Here is a 20,779-nt window from a genome sequence, read left to right as displayed (position 1 = left end):
TTGGAGCTTATTGGATTGGGGCCAGCGCTTTACTGGTAAACGCGCGGGTGCAGGGTGCCCACATAGGGCAGGTCGCGGTAGCGTTCGGCAAAGTCCAGGCCATAGCCCACAACGAACTCGTTGGGGATGTCAAAGCCGACCTCGGCCAGATCAATCTGCACCTTCTGTGCCTCCGGCTTGCGCAACAGCGTAACGACGGACAGGGACTTAGGGTTGCGGTTGCGCAGGTTCTTCAGCAGCCAAGAAAGGGTCAGGCCGGAGTCGATGATGTCCTCGACGATTACCACATTGCGGCCCTCAATGTCGCGGTCCAGGTCCTTCAAGATGCGCACCACACCGGAAGAGCTGGTGGAGTTTCCATAGGAGCTCACGGCCATGAACTCCAGCTGCGTCGGGATGTCGATCGCCCGTGCGAAGTCGGTGATAAAGAACACCGCGCCCTTCAGCACGCAGATCAAGATGAGGTCGTCTTCCTCGTCGCGGAATCGATCAGCGGTGGCCTTGGCCAGCTCGTTGATGCGGGCGTGCAGCGTTTCCTCGTCGATGAGGATACTTTCCAGATCGTCGCCATAAGGGTTCTCCGGGACATTGAAGTTCTTCTCGCTGTGCATCGCAGACCTCGTTTTCCTCGTTTGTTTCGCAGTTTTGGCTTCACCGTTTTAATGCCTGCCTGGCATTCTAGCGCGCAGCTGCTACCTGGGAACAGTCGCTAACTGTAGGTACCCATCGCGGCGTTGCACGACGAGCCTGTGGGTGCGCCGTTGCTGGCCGGGTGTAGGTGGACTCTGTGGCCACGGAACCGCCGCCCCTCCCTGCCCCTTCCATGCGATGACCAGCGCGTCTATCGCATTGAGGTGCGCGCTCGTGAGCGGTCCGGTTTTGTCTGCCAGCCATTGTTTGAAAACCCTGCGCCGAAGTGCAGCTGGCTGTTGTTGTAATTCGGTGCAGTTTAATGACGCCCCCTCCTCCGCCGCCTGGAGTTCCCGTCTAGCGAGCTCGTCGAGTAGCTCGACGTCTTCACGGAGCATCCGTGCCGTGCGAGCCATGTTCGCACCGATGTGCTCCCCGAGTGCATCCTGTAGATAAGGCAGCACGCGGGTGCGGATGCGACTACGCAGGTAGGCATCGCTGGAGTTGTGCGGATCCTCCCACCAGTTAAGGCCAGCAGCGCGGCATTCGGCCTCCGTCTCCGCGCGGGTGCAGTTCAGCAGCGGGCGGCCGAGCCACGCGGCCCCTGCGTCCACGGCCGCGTGGTCAGTGTGAACGGACCGCATCCCGGCGATGGCTTCCGCCCCGGAGCCTCGGACCAGCCCGATGAGCAACCCTTCCGCATCGTCATCCGCTGTGTGGGCTACCAGGAGGGGCCGCCCGGCGGCTGCCGTACCCAGGGCTTGGTAGCGCGCCTGGCGCGCCGGCCCCTCCCCCAGGCCTTCCACTTCGACGGTGCGGATCTCCGCGCTCGCCCCGAGGGACATCGCGGTTTCGGCGGCCTGCCGCGCCACCTGCGCGGAGGCCTCCTGTAGCTGATGGTCCACCACTACCGCATGCACTTTCACCCCGCAGCGCAATAGGCCGTGCACCAACGCCAGAGAATCCGCCCCGCCGGAGAGCCCCACTGCCACCCCGGCGCGAACCTGTTCCGCGCGTGTGGTAGCCGCTCGGCGGTTTTCGCCAGTTCGGCTAGTTCCGGTGGCTTCCCCGGTTTCCAGCTCTCGCAGCCAGGCCCGGATCTGGGACTGCACACTCATGGCTTACTTGGCTGAGCGCACCGCGTTCGCCAGCCTGTCCAGCGCCGGACGGGCGGAGTTGGGGTCGGACTCATTGGAGAGGAACGCAAACGTCAGCGCCCGCCCCGAATCCGTCATAACCGTCCCGGCCAGGGCATTCACACCGGAGAGGGTGCCGGTCTTGGCGCGCACCCAACCGGCGGAGTCTTCCGAACCAGAGCCGGAACCATAGCGCGCCTCCAGCGTGCCCTCCACGCTGGCGACCGGCAGCATATCCAGGATGTCGCGCACCTCCTTGTTGGAGAGCACCCCGTCTAGTTCGTGGGCAGTTAGGCGGTTCTTCTCGCTCATGCCGGAGTTATCAAAGAGCGTTGCGTCCTTGGTATCGATCCCGTGCTCCTTCAGCACGTCGAGGGTCGCGCTCGTGGCGCCCTCGAAGGTATGCGGCTCGCCCTGGGACTTCGCAATCTCTCGGCCAATGGCCTCGGCCATGATGTTGTCGCTGTGCACCAGCATGTCGCGCAGGCGCACGTTCAGCGGCGCAGATTGGACACTTGCGATGGGATCTTGGTCGCTGAGACTGGGCGTCACTTCCTTAGCAACAGTGACCTCCGCATCCGCGCCGAGCGCATCAGCGAGAGCGCGCCCCACATCCTCGCCGGGGTTGTGAGAGCGGGCGGAATCGGACTTATAAGGGTTGAGGCGACCGGCGTCGAGCATGACAGCATCCAGGTTGGCGACGTTGCCACCGTCGATGTCTGCACTATCCCAGGTCTTGTTAAAAAGATCTCCGGAGCGGACCGAGTTATCCACAACGATGGAGGTGACCGCCTGGCCGCCCAGCTTCTTCTTCGCTTTCGCAGCGAGCTCAGCCACCGAGGCAGCATCGGTAAAGAAGCCATCGCCATCGCGGGACAGCGAAACATCGCCATCGCTACGCAGGATCAACCGACCTGGATCGTCGGGATCCTGCAATAGATCCGTAGACCAACGGCTATCTTCGTCCAGCGCCAGGATCGCGGCGGCGGCCGTGTACAGCTTGGTGGAAGAGGCCGGGGTGAGCTTCCGGTTCTCATCCTTCGCCCACAGCACCTCGCCAGTCTCGACATCGGTGACGGAGGCAGACAGCACGCCCAATGCCGGATCCGCTGCTGCGCGCTGAACTGCGGCCTGCACGTCCGGCACGTCCCCTTCGGGCGGAAGCATCACCGGGGAGGGTTCCGCCAACGGCTCTGCGGCTTGCACCTCATAGCGTCCGTTTAGCGACCACATCACAGCAGCCCCCACCACGACCGCAACAACGACCACGAAGGCGAGGATGCTCCACAGCCATACTTTCAGGGACTTCTGCTCACTCACTCGTTTCACCCTAGCCGAAAAAAAGGCACTCAGTTAGAATGGTGCCCATGAGCAAAAAAATCGAAGTAACCATTGAAATCCCGAAGGGCTCCCGCAACAAGTACGAGGTCGACCACGAGACTGGCAAGGTCTACCTCGACCGCTACCTGTTCACTCCGATGGCGTACCCCGCCGACTACGGCTTCATCGACCACACCCTGGGCGAAGACGGCGACCCGCTGGACGCACTGGTGATCCTGCCGGAGCCGGTTTTCCCCGGCGTGGTTGTTAAGGCCCGCCCGGTTGGCGTGTTCAAGATGACCGACGAGGCTGGCGGCGACGACAAGCTGCTGTGCGTGCTGGACGACGTTCGTTTCGAGCAGTTCCAGGACATCGAGGACATCGACCAGTTCACCAAGAACGAGATTGAACACTTCTTCGTCCACTACAAGGACCTGGAGCCAGGCAAGGAAGTCAACGGCTCCGGTTGGGGTAACGCCGAGGAAGCTGTGAAGATCCTCGACGAGGCCATCGAGCGCTACAAGGGCTAGCGCCCACTAGCTCCGGCGAGCTAGGGCTAGCGCACAGCCGCTTGCCGACGGGCGGCGACCTGGTGCGCAACCTCAATGAGCACAGCCCCGCCCGCACCCACGGCCAACCCTGTAAGCATCAGCTTGAGGTTGCCCGTCTGCAGAATCAACAATTCGCGTAGCGGCGGCGCCAGGAAGATCACCAGGTAGCCGCCCACGCAGCCGGCCAGCAGAATTACCTTCCACCAATTCAGCGGTCGCGCCACAATACCCAGCACCCACAAACCCATGACGATCAGCGCCAGCAGCACGGCAGTACCAGCCTGTTGCCGCTGAATTTCCGGCACCTCCGCACCGGGGTAAATGACGATCCACAACGTCACGCAGATGCCACCGATAAGCACGCCGGAGGGAATTGCCAACGACAGCACGCGCCTGACAAAACCGTCCCGCGGTCGTTCCGTGTTCGGGGCCAGCGAAAGTATGAACGCTGGAATGCCGATAGTGAACCAGCCGGTGATCGTCACGTGAATCGGCTGGAAGGGGAAAGAGATCCCCAGCACCGCCACCACCAACGCCAGCACCACCGAGTACACCGTCTTCGTCAGGAATAGATGCGCCACGCGCTCGATGTTGCCGATCACCCGGCGCCCCTCAGCTACCACACGCGGCAGCGCAGAGAACTTATTCGTCAGCAGCACTAGCTGCGCCACGCTGCGCGTTGCGGGTGCGCCCGACCCCATGGCCACGCCAATGTCCGCCTTTTTCAGCGCCAACACGTCGTTGACCCCGTCGCCGGTCATAGCCACCGTGCGGTGTTGGCGGTGCAGAGATTCCACCATCTGCTGTTTCTGTTCAGGACTGACGCGCCCGAACACGTTTCCGCGTTTGATCTCGGCATCGAATGCGTCGTCGTCCAGGCCGCTGAGCGTGCGGGCGTCCACCGCCACGAGCTCCCGGTCGGTCGCCTTGCGCGCGACCGCCGCCACGGAATCCGAGTTATCGCCGGAGATTACCTTGATGTCTACGTTCTGCTCGTCGAAGTATGCAAGCGTTTCCCGGGCATCAGTGCGCAGTTGCTGGCGGAGCACCACCAGCACCGGCTCGGTCAGTTGCGGGGCGGAATCCATGCTGAGATCCTCCGTGTTGGACCAGGCCTCCCCGTCGGTGCCTTCGAGCTTGCCGAACACGAGGATGCGCAGTCCCTGATCGCCCAGCTGTTTGGCCGTTTCTGCGGCGCGGCCGCCTTCCCGCAGAAGTACGTCGGGGGCGCCCATGATCCAGGCCGTGGCGTCAGAGCAGGCGAACCCGGAGAACTTGTAGCGCGAGTTAAAGGGAATCTCGTGGCCCTGCCACTGGTCGGGTTCCACGCCGCGCTCGCGCAGTCCGGCCACGATGGAACGGGCGGTGTCGTTCAGGTTGTCCTGGGCGTTCAGCATGGAGGCGAGGTTGCGTGCCCAGGTTTCGTTAGCATCTCGACCGTCGGCGGGGCTACCGTCAGCAGGGCTGCCGTCGGCAGCAACGATGGAATCCAGCTCCATCTCATTGGTGGTGAGGGTGCCGGTCTTGTCGGTACACACCGTATCCACGCGAGCGAGCCCTTCGATGGCGACAAGCTCGTTGACCAGGGCTTTGTACTTGCCGAGGCGGATCACGCCCGCGGCGAAGGCGATGGAGGTCATGAGTACCAGCCCCTCCGGCACCATCGGGACGATCGCCGCGGCCATGGAAAGGATGGATTCCCGCAGACCCGTATCGGAGCGGACCAGCTGGGTCCAGATCGTAAGAATGCCGGTCGGGATAAGAAGCCAGGTGATGACCTTGAGGATGCTGTTGATTCCGTTCATAAGCACGGAGTCGGTCAGCGAGAACTCGCTGGCCTGCGAGGCCAGACGTGCGGCATAGGCCTCGTCGCCGACCTTGTCTGCGCGGAAGACTGCGGAGCCTTCATTGACGAAGGCCCCAGAGAGGATCTCGTCGCCCTCGCCCTTGCTCACGGCATCGGCCTCACCGGTCAGCTGAGACTCATCGACGCGCAGCGAGCCAGCCACCACCGTGCCATCCACCACAACCTCGTCCCCGCTACGCAGCTTAATGATGTCCCCGAGGACAACCTCGTGCTGCGGGATGGTTCTTTCTTCGCCATCGCGGATGACGCTGGGTTCCGATTCGCCGACGATGCGCAGCTTGTCGAGGGTCTTCTTCGCGCGCAGCTCCTGGATCACACCGACTGCGGAGTTGGCAATGATGAGCAAGCCGAAGGCTGCGTTGATCACCGAACCGGTAGACAGAACGATCGCGCACAGCACGCCGAGGATGGCATTGACACGGGTGAAGATGTTGGCGCGCAGAATCTGCGCCACGCTCCGGCCGGTTCCCCGGCGCTGCACGTTCACCTCGCCACGCTGCGTGCGCTCCTCTACTTCGGCAGCCGTGAGACCCCGCGAAAGGTCTGCCTGCTCTTCGGCGCTGGCTTGCTCGCTGGCGTGCGCCAATTCAACCTCCTGCATAGACGGGCCGACGATTGTCGCCGGGGTGCCCCCTCCCCATTTAACTCCACGTTATTTAACTCCGTGTTATCCAACGCCAGGCCAACCAACGCCATGCCAACCAACGCCACCTCGCTGGCTGCCCATCTTTGCCGCCTTGCCTACAATGGGGCGCCATGAGTGAATTCGAAACGGTACAGCCCACTGATGTTCCTGCTGGCGCCCAGCTAATCGACATCCGTGAGGTGGATGAATACAACCAGTGGCACGCCGAAGGTGCGACCAACCTGCCACTCTCCGAGCTGCAGGCTCGCTACGGCGAGCTGGATCTGAATGAGGATATTTACCTGATCTGCCTGTCCGGCGGCCGCTCCGCACGCGCCTGCCAGTGGCTGGAGCAGAACGGCATCGACGCGATCAACGTTGCCAATGGCACGGCCGGTTGGCGAGACGCCGGACTACCTATCGTGGGGCAGCCCCACAATTAGACAAGCCCCATAGTCAGCGTTATATTTATGGCATGTCCGAAAACACGCCGCTACCCGCTGACTTGTTGTCTTCGCCCTCATTCCAGCTTGAGCGTCTACGCCGCCGCACCCGCGACTTCGTAGAGACCGCGCTCGCGGAAGAGGGCTTCAACCTGCGCGAATTCTGGGTTCTTGCGTGCCTCGTCGATGGCGATGCAGCAAGCCAGGCCACGCTAGGCGAAATTCTCGGAGTGGATCGCTCCGACATGGTTCGCCTGGTTGACTCCCTGGAAAAGCGCTCCCTCGCTAAGAGGGTTAAGGACCCGAAGGATCGTCGCCGCCAGATCATCTCGGTGACCAAGAAGGGCACTAAGACCTACAACAATCTCTCCCCTCTGGTCGCTTCTGCGGAAGATAAGGCGCTGGACGAATCCACTTCCAAGCAGCTTAAGCACTTGAGCAAGCTGGCCAAGGCCATCATCTCTACCGAGGAGGCCTAGGCCAAAAGTGCAGATTCCTTCCCGGTACCTCCGCTCCCACGAGGCACCGGAGCCTCGCACGCTCATCGATATTGTGCGTGCGACGGCTTCGACGTGCCCTGAAGCCCCCGCCATCGACGACGGCAAGGGGGTTATTACTTATTCCGAGCTGCTCGACGAGATCGACGAAACCGCCGAGTGGCTGCATAGCCGTGGCCTCGGGCGCGGCGACCGCATCGGCATTCGCATGCCCAGCGGCGATCGCTCACTCTACATCGCTATTCTGTCCACCTTGGCCGTCGGTGCTGCCTATGTACCTGTTGACGCCGACGACCCCGAAGAACGAGCTTCCCTCGTCTTCGGCGAGGCGAACGTGGCCGCAATTTACGGCGCCGACGGGCTGCAGCTGGTCGACGAAAAGCTGCAGGCAGATACTGGGGCAGCCGCCACTAAATCGTTCGGCCCGGACTTGGAAACTGATGCGTGGATCATTTTCACCTCCGGTTCCACCGGCAAGCCGAAGGGCGTGGCGGTCACCCACCGCAACGCGGCTGCCTTCGTGGACGCGGAGGCAGAGATGTTCCTGCAGGAGGAACCACTGGCTCCGGGTGACCGCGTGCTGGCCGGCCTGTCCGTGGCCTTCGACGCTTCCTGTGAGGAGATGTGGCTGGCTTGGCGCCACGGCGCCTGCCTAGTGCCCGCCCCGCGCGCCCTGGTGCGCTCCGGCGTGGACCTAGGGCCTTGGCTGGTTTCCCGCAGCGTCACGGCAGTTTCCACTGTGCCGACCCTGGCCGGTCTCTGGCCCGATGAGGCCCTGGATGCCGTGCGTCTGCTGATCTTCGGCGGCGAGGCCTGCCCGCCAGAGCTAGCTGCCCGCCTGGCTACCGATTCCCGCGAGCTGTGGAACACCTACGGTCCTACCGAGGCCACCGTCGTGGCCTGCGGTACCACCATGGATGGGGTTCGCCCGGTTTCAATTGGCACTCCCCTGCGTGGCTGGGATCTGGCAGTCGTTAACGAAAACAACCAGCCGGTGAGCTGGGGCGAGACCGGCGAGCTGATCATCGGTGGCGTCGGCCTGGCCCGCTACCTGGATCCAGAGAAGGATGCGGAGAAGTTCGCGCCTATGCCGGAGCTCGGCTGGGAGCGCGCCTACCGTTCTGGTGACCATGTGCGCCTCGAGGAAGACGGCCTGTACTTCGTCGGTCGTATCGACGACCAGGTGAAGATCGGTGGGCGTCGAATCGAACTCGGCGAGGTAGACGCCGCGCTGTCCGCCCTCCCCGGAGTGCGCAGCTCCACCGTCGTGGTGCAGACCACCGGCGGCGGGGACAAGGTGCTGGTAGGTTACGTCTCCACCGAGGGTAGCGTCGAGGATTTCGACCAGCAGCAAGCGCTGGACCAGCTGCGCGACTCAATGCCCGCTGCCATGGTTCCGCGCCTGTGCGCGCTGGACGAGTTGCCGGTAACAACCTCCGGCAAAGTGGACAAGAAGGCCCTGCCGTGGCCGCTGCCTTCCAGCGGCCACGCGGAGTTCGACAACCCGACCCAGCAGTGGTTGGCGGGGCTGTTCGCCGACGCGCTCGGTACGGCAGTGACCAGCCCGGATGCGGATTTCTTCAACCTCGGCGGCACCTCCCTGGGCGCTGCTACGTTGATCAGCCGCGTGCGCCAAGAGGTTCCGACCGTCAGCGTGCGTGATCTCTACGATCACTCCCGCCTGGGTGCACTGGCCGAGCACATCGACTCTCTGCGCGAAAAGACCGGCGGCACGGGCTCCGGCCAGGCCGCACAGGCCAAGGACGTCAAGCCCGCCAAGCCGGTGGGCATCGGCACCCGCCTTGCGCAAGCCCTGATCCAGGTTCCGGCGCTCACCCTCGCGGGCGCGCAGTGGGTCACCTGGATCCTGGTGTTCAACGCGATCCTGTTCCACGGTTCCTCGTGGGCAGGCGACCTGCCGTGGGTGGTCGACGTGCCTTGGGCCGTGGTCATCGCCGCGGTGATCGTCTTCGCCACCCCGCTGGGCCGCCTGCCACTGTCCGCGCTGTTGATCCGCCTGATTACGGCGGGTATCAGCGAGGGCGACTATAAGCGCGGCGGCTCTGTTCACCTGCGCATTTGGGCTGCGGAGCGCGTGGCGGATTCCTCCGGCGCGCGCGATGTCTCCGGTGCCGCGTGGATCACCACCTATGCCCGTTGGCTGGGCGCGAAGGTCGGCAAGGGCGCGCAGATGCACACCCTGCCGCCCGTCACTGGCCTGCTCACTCTGGGCAAGCACTGCTCCATCGAGCAGGAGGTGGATCTTTCCGGCTACTGGCTGGAGGGCGACGTGCTGCATGTCGGGCGCATCGAGGTCGGCAAGGATGCCTCCGTCGGCGCCCGCTCCACCCTGTTCCCCGGTGCCCGCATCGGCGCCCGCGCTCACATCGAGCCCGGTTCGGCCGTCACGGGAGCCAAGAAAGTCAAGGCCGGTTCCCAGTGGGCGGGCTCGCCTGCGGTGAAGGTCGGCAAGGCCCGCAATCGTTTCCCGCAGCAGGCCGCACCGCGCCGTACCATGTGGTTCTGGCTCTACGCACTGAGTGCCATCGCGATGTCGTTCCTGCCCCTAGTGGCTCTGTTCGTCGCTGCGGCGTTTGTGCTGTGGCTCGTTCCTGTTGACGCCCCCTTGCTAGCACTTCCCATCGCCGCAGTCGGTGGCCTGGTGGCATTCGCAACATACGCAGCACTGACGTGGCTGTCCGTTCGTCTGCTGTCCGCAGGTCTGAAACCGGGAGTGGTGGCTGTGCGCAGCCTCAGCGGCTGGCGCGTCTGGGCTGTCGAGCGCCTGATGGATAGCGCCCGTACTCAACTGTTCCCGATGTACGCGGCACAGCTCACCCCGCTGTGGTTCCGCAGTCTGGGGGCAAAGGTAGGCAAGGATGCGGAAATCTCCACGGCGGTGATGGTGCCGCGCTTCGCCGAGGTGCGCGAGGGCGCGTTCCTGGCAGACGACACGATGGTCGGCGGCTACGAGCTCGGCGGTGGCGGCTGGATGCTTACCGGTAACACGAAGGTGGGTAAGCGTTCCTTCCTCGGTAACTCCGGTATCGCCGGTCCGGATCGCACACTTAAGAAGAACTCTCTGGTGGCCGTGCTCTCCTCCACCCCAGAGAAAACGAAGTCCGGCAGCAACTGGCTAGGCTCCCCACCGGAGCGCCTGCGCCGCGTGGCTGTGGAGGCCGGCGGCGAGTCCCGTACCTACAACCCGGGCTTCGGCCTGAAGGTGGCCCGCGGCATCGTAGAGACCCTCCGCTTGCTCGCCCCGATGACCTCCGCCGCGATTGCCGCAGGTGTGGTACTGGCGCTGCAGTGGATGCTGGTAAACCAGGGCATCTGGCAGACCTTCGCGGTTTCCGGCCTGGTTCTGGTCGGCGCTGGGTTCGTGGCTGCGGCGGTGACGGTACTGATGAAGTGGCTGTGCGTGCAGCGCATCAAGCCGGGCGAGCACGAATTATGGTCGGCCTTCGTGTGGCTCAACGAACTGCAGGATCAGTTCGTGGAGACCGTGGCCGGCCCCTGGTTCCTGGCGCACACAATGGGCACTGGCAGCCTGAACATGTTCTTGCGCGCGCTGGGCGCGAAGATTGGCCGGGGCGCTTGGTTGGATTCCTATTGGCTGCCGGAGGCGGACCTGGTCAGCATTGGCCGGGGTGCCAGCGTGGGCCCGGGTTGTGTGGTGCAGACGCACCTGTTCCAGGACCGCGTGATGAGCCTGGATACCGTCACCCTGGGTGACGGCGCGACGATGGGCCCCCACAGCGTGGCCCTGCCCGCCGCAGCGATCGAACAGGCGGCGACAGTCGGCCCGGCGTCACTAGTAATGCGCGGCGACCATGTTCCAGCCGCGACAAGGTGGCAAGGCAACCCGATCGAGATCGTGGAAGGTTAGTTTGCGAACCCGGTGTCCGACTTGAGCTACCGGGTTTTGCGGGCGAGAACCTCTCCGCCCAGCCAATACGCCAGCTCCAGAGCTAACCGGACATCCGCGTCCATTTCCCCCGCCTCACCCACGACTGCACGGAACTTCTCGAGGCGGTATTTCACCGTGTTACGGTGCACAGACAATTCTGTAGCAGTACCGGCTATACTGTGCGAAAGAAATATCCTTGCGGTAGCGCGGATTGTTTCCGAATTTTTGTCGTCTGTGGCTAACTCTCCGAGTGAGAGTTCCACGATTTCTCGCGCCGCGGGCAGTCGATCTACGAAAGCGGCTGCGGAAAGGGCTCCGGGCATGGCCGTGGTGATCAGCTGGCGAGCTTCCGGCTCATCATTGCTTAGCTCCATCACGCGACGGAGTTTCTTCGCGATGGCGTGACTTTTGCGAAACCCTTCAACGCCGTACATCGCGGGGCCAATCGCAATATTGACGTTGTCCGGAAATTTGCCCTGCAGCGCCCCATCCTGGTTGAAGCCTTGTTTGCCGGAAGGGTGCGCCCTGGCGTTGCCGATCTGCTTAGCATCTCCAGGCTGCGACGCTTGCGGGGCAAACCAACCCCACAGAGTATTTACTGAGTTAAAAACCATCAGAGGACGTTGCGTGGCACCAAGTAGTTGGGGCAAGACTAAGGCGCCTTCTTTAAGGACATCACCTTTATCCGCACTCCCCTGGGTCTTCCACATTAGGAATGCCACGTGGGGTGCATCCAATGCATAGTCCCCAATCCCTTCAACCATCGCTTGATCCGATTGGTCACTGAGTACACGCTTCACTGCCTGTAACAGCCCGGGATCCCCCGGAACTTGCAGACGCGAACTTTCCTCCGCAAACATCGCAGCCAACTGATCAGTACGTAGAGCCGCGTAGCCGTTAGATAGTAACCGCAGATCCGCAACAGTTTGGATAACGTCGGGGGTATCCAAGTCTGAGATTATGCGATTCAGGACGTTCAAAAGCCCGGATTCCAAAGCGTTGTGCCCTCGATGAAACAACATCAAAAGTGCGGACAAGGTACGTCCGCGCACGACAAAATCTCTAACGAGATTGCGCAAGGTCTGCCCCACCCGCACGGTGCGGCGATCGCCATTGCTTAAGACATATTCGCTAAATAAGGCGACGTTGGTCAGTGAGCTTGCCCGAAAAGCCTCCTCGAAAGCGGGGTTTACGAGGCCGGGAAGGTCCCTACTTACTTCCTCATAAACTCGTTCGGCCAAGTATTCACTGGATCGACCAAGCTCTTGAGCGAACCGCTTCCTTATCAACTCGTCCATTCCGGCACCTTTGTAGTAGTTCCTGGGTGTACTCAATCTAACCAGCCCACCCATTAGCCATTCCGGCCGAAAACCGGACTGAACTAAAGCATTTTAGCCAAAATCGCCATAACCAGCTTCGAACTGGTCAGCTATGTATGTAGCATAAGCCAAAATCGTGTGTGATACAGCTCTCATCCCGGGATGAGCGTTGCAAAACCGATTGCAGCAAAAACGCATTTCAGCAGTCGGTGAAGCCCTGGACCTATATGTCACAATCAGAGGAGGAGACGAATGGGTCGGATTAACCCATGGAAAACATCCATCGCGCTAGCAGTCGGGCTGGTGGCTAGCGCCGGCGCTGGTGTCGCACTAGCCCAAGGAGGAGTCTCCGCCAACCTTGCACTCTCCGGAACCCTTTTCGACATTGCAATCGGCGATGTCCAGGGTAAGGATTTCAACTTGTTTGTTGATAAAGAAAATATGGGAGAGGACAAAAAGGAAGAGGCGGTCGCTCGACTTACCTTCGATACAGCCAAAGCCTCCGATCTTTGCATTTCCGCCAAGGTTGGCAATGTGCCAAAGATTGGCCCGATCACTTTCACTCTAAAATCACCGGGTCAAAATACCGTAGATGCCAAGCATCTCGTGGTAGGCGCGAAGGACCTCGACGCAGATCTGGCTGTGGACGATGTCGTTCTCGGGGCAGATGTACACAAAGCTAATCCAGCCGCTCCATCCGGCGCGTGGGGACTCGTTACGAAGTCCACCAGCATCCAAGCTGAGCACATCACCGCAACTTCCGTTTCTGCAAGCAAGCTTTCAGTGAAAAATCTGCACGCCGACGTGAAGGAAGGAGAACACAATGAGTGCGGAGGCTAATCCTGGAGCCGAGCCCTCCAAGAAGACCTCCAAATTCAAAGGTTGGCGTTCCGAACGACCTTTCATCCCTGGTCTGCTGATGATCTGCGCCGGAGTAGTGATCCTTGTACCGGCATATCTTTCTTTGAAGATTCTTGATCTGCTGGTTGTTATCTCCACTATCTCCGGAGTATCCACCCTCACTCTCGGCGCTTGCCTCATCATGTTCGGGATTGGTACATGGTTGAAGCCAGCCACAGCGCCCTACTTAGGCGTCCTCTCAATCATCTTCGGTGTTGTCGCGCTTCCAGCTTCAAACTTCGGCGGGTTCATCATTGGCACCTTGCTCGCCATTGTCGGTGGGGCTACCGCCCTTGGATGGGAGTCTGCCGACCATCCTCGAGTGAAACAAATAAACCTAAAGAAGCGCGAGAAAAAGGACAGGAAAGCCCGGAAGAAAGCCCAAAAAGACGGCATACAAGACGTAGAAACACAAGACGCCGCCTCCCCATTTGACGATAGTGCTGGGGCACGCTGTACCACCGCTATTCTCGTTCTCGTCTTCACAGTGGCGGCCAGCATTGGTGGCGTCGCTACTCGTCCGGCCTCAGCCGCTGAGGCGGCCCCGTTGCCACCGCTTCCTGCTTTGCCGAGCCCGCCGTTTCAGATACCAGAGCCGCCAGTCCCCCCTACCATGCCCTCGAAGGCTTCCCAGCCCGAGCTTTCCACGCCAGCGCCGCCTCGGCATACTCCGTCGGCACCTAAAACTCCAACAGCCAAGGCACCACTCGTCACAAAAGCGCGATCGGAGCTGAATAACGTGGCACTGGCAGGCAGAACTCAGCCGGTCACCGCTGATGAAGTGACCATCAACGGCAATGTACAGGTGAAGTTCATTTCCGTCCAGACTCCTACTGGTCCAGAAAACATGATCGAGTTGAGTGGTAACTCCGTAGTCGTTAATAACATCAAGCTCGATTTCGGCGAAGGCCAGCAATTGGCAACTTTGAGTTCTTCGCCAGGAAAAAGGTCCATTCTCCAAGGCGACCCTGTAGTCATTAGAACTCGCGCGCTGACGGCCACGCCAACGGTTGCTGGTGTACCAACTATTCCCGTAACCATCGACGCCCAGGGAAACCTACGAGACGCGATCCCACAGTTAGAACGACTTGGCTTCACTAAAGCACTAGTTCCTGACGAGGTTCTCCAGTTCGTCTCCCTACGAGACGTGAAGATGGATGCCTACGGGGTGCGAGCCCAACGCCTTGAAGCGCCGAAAGTTTCCCTACGCGCCTTCCAATAAGAAAGACAGAAAATCGATTTCCTAGAAAGGAACTGGGACTATGGAAAAATACAACTTTGGAAATGCCCCAAACGGCAAGAGTACCTATCGCCTCCCTACCGTCGCTGTCGTTGGCGGAGGCGCAGCTGGAGTCGCCGCAGCTGCAGAATGCGCGCTCATTGGATTTAAGGTGCTTCTGTTCGACGAGAAGGACAGGCTCGGCGGGCGTTACGCTGGGTCACACCCAGCCACTCCACCGCGCGGTTTCGGGTTCCGAAAGAACAATCTCCGTCATACCAAGGTTCGGAACCCAAACGCCGAAGAAGCTTGTCAGCACATCGCTGCGGCGCTCACTGACGGCGATTACACGGTGTACTTGAACACACGCATTACGGCAATCGCCTTCGACAACTCTGATTCCCAGTGGAACGTAAAAGACGATGAAGGCCAAACCTACACAGCGGACGTCGTCATCGTAGCCAACGGCACCGGCACTATCGAGAATGTAACGACCGGCAAAGGTTACGACATTGATTTGAACGACACACATCATCACCTTGGGGTGGAACCAATTGGTGTTCCAAACATCCTTGTCATTGACGGTCCGGAGCCACCGCAACCGCGATTCTTCGCCCGCCCCTTAGACCTGGTCGAAGCAAAGGCCAACCACTGCCAAGACTATGTGCGACAACTCGAGGTTATCGGCCCGGCAGCTCTCTTCATCAACAAATCGATGTGGACGGCAACACCCAATACTTGGCGTTCATTCATTGCGAGCTTGGGCGCTTTCAACCAGGGGAACCACGAGTTCATTTTCCCTGAGGACAAGGGAAAGCAACCGAAGAAGAAGCAGACATCGGAACACAATCGCACTGCCCCAGCGAAATAACGCCGTCGGGAATACACCCCAACCCCACAGCCAAAGGAGATACCAATGACCATTAAGCAGTCCCACTCCAACAACATTCAATCCCACTCGAAGATCAATCCGGAGTTTCTTCCCAACCCGGACACCGCCCCTAAAGATCTTCCCCCGCTCGGACCGGACTCTATCCTGTGGCAGCGTTTTGGTGACTGGCGTTCGATGTTCGTAGCGCTTTATGCCGCTACCTTCCAAGCGACCCAACGTGACATCAGTACCGCACTTGTTCGCCAATCGAACTTCTTCGACAACGAGGTTGCCCGCCTAATCCGGTCAGCATTTCCGATCATCCGCACGGTGTATGAAGGCGAAGAAGTTGGACACATGATTCGTGACTACCACCATGACGTAAAGGGAGTTCACGATGACGGGTCTCGCTGGCATTCGCTAAGTCCCGACAACTACTACTGGGCGCACGCTACCTTCGCTGCAATGCCTTTCGCCCTCGCGGGGACCTTCATGGATCCTCTGAACGACGAAGAAAAGGAACAGCTATTCCAAGAGACGCGCACCTGGTACTCCTACTACGGTGTAGCTGAGCCGGCTGACGCTCCTACCTCCTACAAGGAGTACGAGGCGTACATGAACGAGTACATCACAGAAAAGCTGTCCAAGACAGAAACCGTGGAGCGCTCTCGTATTCTTCGCCGATTGGATATCCCTAGGCCCACCCCGGCTGTCCCAAACTTCATTTGGCGCCCGCTCGCCCCTTACGTAGCGAGGTTCCTTGTGTGGGTGAACAACGGTCTGATGCCGGAGCATATGCGAAACGTCATTGGCTGGGAATGGACCGCTAAGGATCAGCGCCGTTTCAAGCTCTTGTACACCACCATTCGGCACACTTTTAACCGGTTGCCACGCAAGCTCCGCATGGTCGGAATTGCCGACCGTGCCTTCACTAACGCTGGCCGCTAAAGAGCCGTTCCCCCACCCCTGTTCTGCCCCTCAAATCCGAGGTGGGACAGGGTTTTCTTCTCTCGTCCTCTCCTTCTTCCCCAGATACTCTTGAGCGCCTATCCCGTTAAAGGTACCGACATACCCGTCACGCAATAGGCGCTTTTTCCAACCCCCGTGGGTTACTAAGGAAGAAAGCGAAGCTTCTTCCCCATCTGCAGCGCGTTCGCCATCAGGTTGGCGTAGAGCTTTCGTGGAGCGTTCTTAGGCCCACGCATAGACAGCAGTCGCTGTTCAGCCACGTTGCGAGTCTCCGTGTACTTCAGCAAACCTTCTGGGCCGTGCCTACGTGCCATACCGGACTGCTTCATACCGCCGAGAGGAACCGCGACGCTCGCCCAGGTGGCCGCGTATCCGTCATTGATTCCGACGCCGCCAGCTAGGAGACGCGAAGCAACCTTTCTTCCCGTACCCGATTCCGCGAACACCGATGCGTTCAAACCATAGGAAGTGTCGTTAGCCTTCTGGATAGCTTCTTCTGTGGAAGAGACCTTTTGAATAAACACGACAGGGCCGAATACTTCTTCGGTGAGCACAGGCGTGCCTTCGGGCACGTCAACAAGCACAGTCGGTTCATAGAAGTAAGGGCCTAAATCAGGGCGCGGCTTTCCACCACACAAGACCTTTGCACCGGCGGCACGGGCTTCATCCACGAATTTGTTGACCGTATTGAACTGCGTCTCGTTGATGAGAGACCCCATGTCGATATCCCAGGCGTCGCCAGCGCCGATCTTCATTTTGCTCACAGCACGCTGGAACCGCCTGACAACTTCGTCGTAAACTCCCTCTTCAACGTAAATGCGTTCAATAGAGACACACAGTTGCCCGGAGTTCGAAAAGCACGCACTGGGCAATTCACGCTCGACAACATCGAGGTTGGCGTCATTGGTAACAATCAGCGGATTCTTGCCCCCGAGCTCGGCCGAGTAGCCTACGAGGCGCTCACCAACCTGGCGTCCAAGAATCTTTCCGGTCGCCGTAGATCCGGTGAACATCAAGTAATCACAGTGATCGGCAATTGCAGAACCGACAATCCGGCCAGAACCAGTAACAACCTGGAAGAGGTCCCGCGGGAGCCCCGATTCGTAGAGGAACAAGACCGCGATCAACATAGAGAACGGGGTACTGGAATCTGGCTTTGCAACCACACCATTACCAGCAAGCAGCGCCGCTATAGCGTCAGATACCCCCAGAGCCAATGGGTAGTTCCATGGAGTAATTTGCCCAACCACGCCCTTTGGAACCTGTTGCTGAACGGTACGAGTAAAACCAGGCAGAGCACCAGGGCGTTTCTTTTCGGACATTAGATCCGGCATTTTATTGGCGTAGTACCTGGCATTCGACAGCACATCCAGTACTTCGTCCAACGCAGAGAGACGATTCTTTCCAGTCTCCATCTGGACAATATCCATCATCAGCTCGCGGTTTTTATAAACCCGATCGTGAAAATCACGGAAGATCTCCTGCCGCTGAGAAAAAGGGGTCTCCGCCCAGCGCCTTTGAGCAGCACGAGCAAGATCAAATGCGCGGGTAACATCTTCCTCTGCACCCAAAAGCACTGACCCAATTACCTCACCACTAAAGGTATTGGTGATTTCCTGACGTTCGGCCTCGTGTACGCCCGGCCCCTTGGTGTTAGTGGTCAGATTGAGCAAGTTCTCGTGAAGCCGTTTCGGAATCGGACCAAATGGAAAACGCGTATGCATGTGAAAATCTCCACTTTCATGGGTTCAAATAGAAAATTGTTCGCCGCTTAATGGACGTAAAGGCCATGACCCGGCGGATGTTAGATCCGTCCGGGTCGCACAAAGTTGTCTGTTTTAGAACGGGCAACCTGCCGCCCGGCGCTCCTTGATCGACATCGTTTCCGAAGCCAAGGGCTCGGAATTCTCAGATTCATCCTTTGGGTTGGTCTTGGAGCGCGTAGCCGTGGAAACCCGCTCGTCCCAGTGTTCAGTGGCCTTCTTCTGGCGCTTCTCACCAAGCATGCCGTGGTAATCCATGAAGTCACGGCCTGGGTTCATGAAGCGCGCGTTAGCACTCAGCTTCGGGTGAATCTTGCGGATGAGGTTACACAAGCGAGTAAACCGATTTTCATCCTTTTCGGACCAGCCGACTTGCAGGATGTCACGCTGCGACTGCTCTAGAGTTCCGATCGTCAACCAGACCAGGCTACGCATGATCGGCTTCCAGATGACCTTCCAGACTCGAGGGGATACCCCATCAGGAGCCTTCACCGGCTCGACTCGTGCCGTGCGTAGAGCAAAGTCAACCGTATCGTTGCGCTCAAGCACCGACTTAGTCATCTCTTCGATATAGGTCACTAGATCGTCGTAGTTGTCGATGACCGGTCGGTTGGACATCTTGTATCGATCCCACCACGTAACACCTTCACGGACGATCTGATCGCGCTCTTCGGCAGTAAAAGGTTTTCCGAACAAATCCTGGGTGCGGATTACGCGGTAGACGAAGGTGGCATGTGCCCACCAGAAGGTGTCTGGCTTCAACGAGTGGTAGCGAGTCCCATCTCGCAGCTTGCCCTGAATGTCTACGTGGTAATCGCGAATACGCTCCTGCAGTGGGTCCTCGTCGTCAACGTAAATGGATTCGATGATCTGTGGAGTGGAGCGCTCCAGGCGTGCGAACGGCTCCTCAAAGAACTTCGAGTGGTCGAGCAAAGACTGACCAATAGCTGGGTGCATATTCTGCAGAATTCCCGTGTAACCACGCAGGAGGTGAATACGAGAATCCGCACCGTACTTCCACATAAGTGAATCTGGCCCCAGAGGAGCGCGGCGTGCAGCCTCGCCTTGCCGTGGCGTAGAAACCTCTAAAGTGTCCGCTTTATTTCCACGGTTTCCAGGTTCCGCTATGTTTGCTGCTGTAGCCATCATCGCTTCCTTTCCTCAACTAATAGCGCAGGCTATAGTGCTGAATCTAGTGATCTAGACAACACTAAACAAACAGCGTTACCCAGTTCATCTAAGGAGTTGTGCAAAAATGACAAATACCGACCTGCCTATGGGCGATGACAGCCAAACCACCGAAGAAATTCTGGCTCTGACCTCGACCAATCTTTACATCGATGGCATAGAAAGGCCCGCGTCTAATGGCGCTACTTTCGAAGTGGAAAACCCCGCGACCGGCACCGTGATTGCTACCATTGCATCCGCCACAGCGGAAGATGCAGCGGCGGCTCTAGACGCCGCCTGCACTGCCCAGCAGGCCTGGGCCGAGACGCCCGCGCGGCAGCGTGCAAACATCTTGCTGCGCACGTTCAACCTCATTCACGAACACGCGGACGAGCTGGCCACACTCATGACGTTGGAAATGGGCAAGCCCCTTTCCGAGTCCTACACCGAAGTGACTTACGGCGCGGAATTCTTCCGTTGGTTCGCCGAGCAAGCAGCCCACCTCGACGGCCACTACACGGACAGCCCCGAGGGGAAGCTACGTATCATCGTCAGCCACCGCCCCATCGGCCCCGCTTACTTGGTGACCCCCTGGAATTTCCCCCTAGCCATGGCCACCCGCAAGCTCGCCCCTGCGTTGGCCGCCGGTTGCACCGCCGTCCTCAAGCCATCTGAAGCTACCCCGCTGACTTCCCTGCGCCTGGGACAACTACTGTGCGAAGCGGGCTTGCCAGATGGTGTCGTGAACATCATTCCGAGCCTGAATGCCCCTGCCGTCTCGGACACGATCATGCAGGACCCTCGCACTCGCAAGATCTCCTTCACCGGCTCGACCCAGGTTGGCCGCCACCTCCTGCGAGCTGCCGCAGATAACGTTTTGCGCACCTCCATGGAGCTTGGTGGGAATGCACCCTTCATCGTGCTCGAGGATGCGGATCTGGATGCTGCCGTCCAAGGCGCAGTTGATGCCAAGATGCGGAACATGGGTGAGGCCTGCACCGCCGCCAATCGTTTCTTGGTGCACGAATCACTCGCCGCAGAATTCAGCCAGCGGCTCGCCGCACGATTCAAGGAACTGAAATGCGCCAACGGCCTTGACCCTGAATCAACCTGCGGTCCCTTGATTTCTAAGGACGCCCGCGAGCGCGTGGCCGCCCTAGTTGATGACGCAGTCGAGTCCGGCGCAAAGGTGCTTTGCGGTGGCAAGGTGGTTGATGGGCCAGGCTACTTCTACGAGCCGACCGTGCTCATCGATGTACCGGCAGATGCCCGGGTTTATCGTGAGGAGATCTTCGGCCCCGTCGCACCCATCACGACGTTCCGAACGGTAGAAGAGGCACTAGACATGGCCAACTCGACGGAATATGGCCTGGCCTCGTACCTGTACACACAGAACATGGCGCTAGCCCTTGACTTCAATGACCGCCTCGAGGCCGGCATGATGGGCTTGAACGTAGGAGTAATTTCCAACGCAGCTGCACCGTTTGGCGGGCTAAAACAATCCGGAATGGGCCGCGAGGGCGGAGCAGAGGGTATCCACGACTACATGGATACCCGCTACATCGGCATGCCTCGAGGAACATCGTTCTAGC

At 59.7% G+C, this 20,779-nt stretch carries 16 protein-coding genes; 9 read left to right on the top strand and 7 right to left on the bottom strand.

The genetic code is table 11. From position 1 onward, the window contains the following. Positions 1 to 29 precede the first annotated feature (29 nt). From hpt to dacB, 3 genes are all read right to left on the bottom strand, one after another. Complete coding sequence (gene hpt / locus CJEIK_RS01490) at positions 30 to 611, bottom strand: hypoxanthine phosphoribosyltransferase (RefSeq protein ID WP_005296857.1); 582 nt, start codon at positions 609 to 611, stop codon at positions 30 to 32. A gap of 81 nt (positions 612 to 692) precedes the next feature. Then, a complete protein-coding gene (gene tilS / locus CJEIK_RS01485; protein WP_005296859.1) occupies positions 693 to 1,748 on the bottom strand; it encodes a tRNA lysidine(34) synthetase TilS in 1,056 nt (351 codons plus the stop codon). 3 nt (positions 1,749 to 1,751) lie between these two features. Next, on the bottom strand, positions 1,752 to 3,086 hold the full coding sequence (gene dacB / locus CJEIK_RS01480; RefSeq protein WP_005296861.1) for a D-alanyl-D-alanine carboxypeptidase/D-alanyl-D-alanine endopeptidase: 1,335 nt from the start codon (positions 3,084 to 3,086) through the stop codon (positions 1,752 to 1,754). A gap of 47 nt (positions 3,087 to 3,133) precedes the next feature. Here dacB and CJEIK_RS01475 point away from each other — a divergent pair, with 47 nt between their 5' ends. Further along, a complete protein-coding gene (locus tag CJEIK_RS01475; RefSeq protein WP_011272988.1) occupies positions 3,134 to 3,616 on the top strand; it encodes an inorganic diphosphatase in 483 nt (160 codons plus the stop codon). A gap of 26 nt (positions 3,617 to 3,642) precedes the next feature. On the opposite strand, the gene CJEIK_RS01470 is transcribed toward CJEIK_RS01475, so the two are convergent. Next, positions 3,643 to 6,105, bottom strand: coding sequence for an HAD-IC family P-type ATPase (locus CJEIK_RS01470; protein WP_005296865.1), 2,463 nt, complete (start codon positions 6,103 to 6,105; stop codon positions 3,643 to 3,645). Positions 6,106 to 6,260: 155 nt separating this feature from the next. On the opposite strand from CJEIK_RS01470, the gene CJEIK_RS01465 reads away from it, so the two are divergent. From CJEIK_RS01465 to CJEIK_RS01455, 3 genes are read left to right on the top strand one after another with little or no spacing between them, the layout of a single operon-like run. After that, the gene (locus CJEIK_RS01465) at positions 6,261 to 6,572 is read left to right on the top strand and encodes a rhodanese-like domain-containing protein (RefSeq protein WP_005296869.1); all 312 of its coding nucleotides are present in this window, start codon (positions 6,261 to 6,263) and stop codon (positions 6,570 to 6,572) included. A 32-nt stretch (positions 6,573 to 6,604) separates the two neighbouring features. Continuing rightward, positions 6,605 to 7,051: a MarR family winged helix-turn-helix transcriptional regulator gene (locus CJEIK_RS01460; protein ID WP_005296872.1), complete on the top strand. Its 447-nt coding sequence runs from the start codon at positions 6,605 to 6,607 to the stop codon at positions 7,049 to 7,051. A 7-nt stretch (positions 7,052 to 7,058) separates the two neighbouring features. Continuing rightward, on the top strand, positions 7,059 to 10,958 hold the full coding sequence (locus tag CJEIK_RS01455) for a Pls/PosA family non-ribosomal peptide synthetase (protein WP_005296874.1): 3,900 nt from the start codon (positions 7,059 to 7,061) through the stop codon (positions 10,956 to 10,958). Positions 10,959 to 10,984: 26 nt separating this feature from the next. Here the strand turns inward: CJEIK_RS01455 and CJEIK_RS01450 are convergent, their stop codons facing one another. After that, complete coding sequence (locus CJEIK_RS01450; protein ID WP_005296875.1) at positions 10,985 to 12,277, bottom strand: helix-turn-helix domain-containing protein; 1,293 nt, start codon at positions 12,275 to 12,277, stop codon at positions 10,985 to 10,987. 273 nt (positions 12,278 to 12,550) lie between these two features. Between CJEIK_RS01450 and CJEIK_RS01445 the strand changes: the two genes are divergently transcribed. The 4 genes from CJEIK_RS01445 to CJEIK_RS01430 are packed head-to-tail and all read left to right on the top strand — an operon-like array spanning position 12,551 to position 16,236. Continuing rightward, positions 12,551 to 13,138, top strand: a complete 588-nt coding sequence (locus CJEIK_RS01445) for a DUF6230 family protein (protein WP_005296878.1) — start codon at positions 12,551 to 12,553, stop codon at positions 13,136 to 13,138. Then, positions 13,122 to 14,420, top strand: coding sequence for a DUF6114 domain-containing protein (locus tag CJEIK_RS01440; RefSeq protein WP_050760849.1), 1,299 nt, complete (start codon positions 13,122 to 13,124; stop codon positions 14,418 to 14,420). The genes CJEIK_RS01445 and CJEIK_RS01440 overlap by 17 nt, the downstream gene beginning before the upstream one ends. 40 nt (positions 14,421 to 14,460) lie before the next feature. Beyond that, positions 14,461 to 15,288 carry an FAD-dependent oxidoreductase gene (locus CJEIK_RS01435; RefSeq protein ID WP_005296882.1) on the top strand — a complete coding sequence of 276 codons (828 nt, stop codon included), beginning with the start codon at positions 14,461 to 14,463 and terminating at the stop codon, positions 15,286 to 15,288. Between the two features lie 45 nt (positions 15,289 to 15,333). Further along, positions 15,334 to 16,236 carry an oxygenase MpaB family protein gene (locus tag CJEIK_RS01430; protein WP_005296884.1) on the top strand — a complete coding sequence of 301 codons (903 nt, stop codon included), beginning with the start codon at positions 15,334 to 15,336 and terminating at the stop codon, positions 16,234 to 16,236. 164 nt (positions 16,237 to 16,400) lie between these two features. Here CJEIK_RS01430 and CJEIK_RS01425 read toward each other — a convergent pair whose 3' ends face one another. Both CJEIK_RS01425 and CJEIK_RS01420 read right to left on the bottom strand, forming a co-directional pair. After that, positions 16,401 to 17,981 carry a succinic semialdehyde dehydrogenase gene (locus CJEIK_RS01425; RefSeq protein ID WP_005296887.1) on the bottom strand — a complete coding sequence of 527 codons (1,581 nt, stop codon included), beginning with the start codon at positions 17,979 to 17,981 and terminating at the stop codon, positions 16,401 to 16,403. Positions 17,982 to 18,095: 114 nt separating this feature from the next. Continuing rightward, the gene (locus CJEIK_RS01420; protein ID WP_005296889.1) at positions 18,096 to 19,043 is read right to left on the bottom strand and encodes an oxygenase MpaB family protein; all 948 of its coding nucleotides are present in this window, start codon (positions 19,041 to 19,043) and stop codon (positions 18,096 to 18,098) included. A gap of 232 nt (positions 19,044 to 19,275) precedes the next feature. On the opposite strand from CJEIK_RS01420, the gene CJEIK_RS01415 reads away from it, so the two are divergent. Further along, positions 19,276 to 20,778, top strand: a complete 1,503-nt coding sequence (locus tag CJEIK_RS01415) for an NAD-dependent succinate-semialdehyde dehydrogenase (RefSeq protein WP_005296892.1) — start codon at positions 19,276 to 19,278, stop codon at positions 20,776 to 20,778. The last annotated feature ends 1 nt before the right edge of the window (position 20,779 follow it).

It is taken from the genome of Corynebacterium jeikeium (assembly GCF_028609885.1).
Taxonomy (GTDB): Bacteria; Actinomycetota; Actinomycetes; order Mycobacteriales; family Mycobacteriaceae; genus Corynebacterium; species Corynebacterium jeikeium.
Note: the sequence above shows the minus strand (reverse complement) of the source record. Positions and strands in the feature narration are given on the sequence as shown.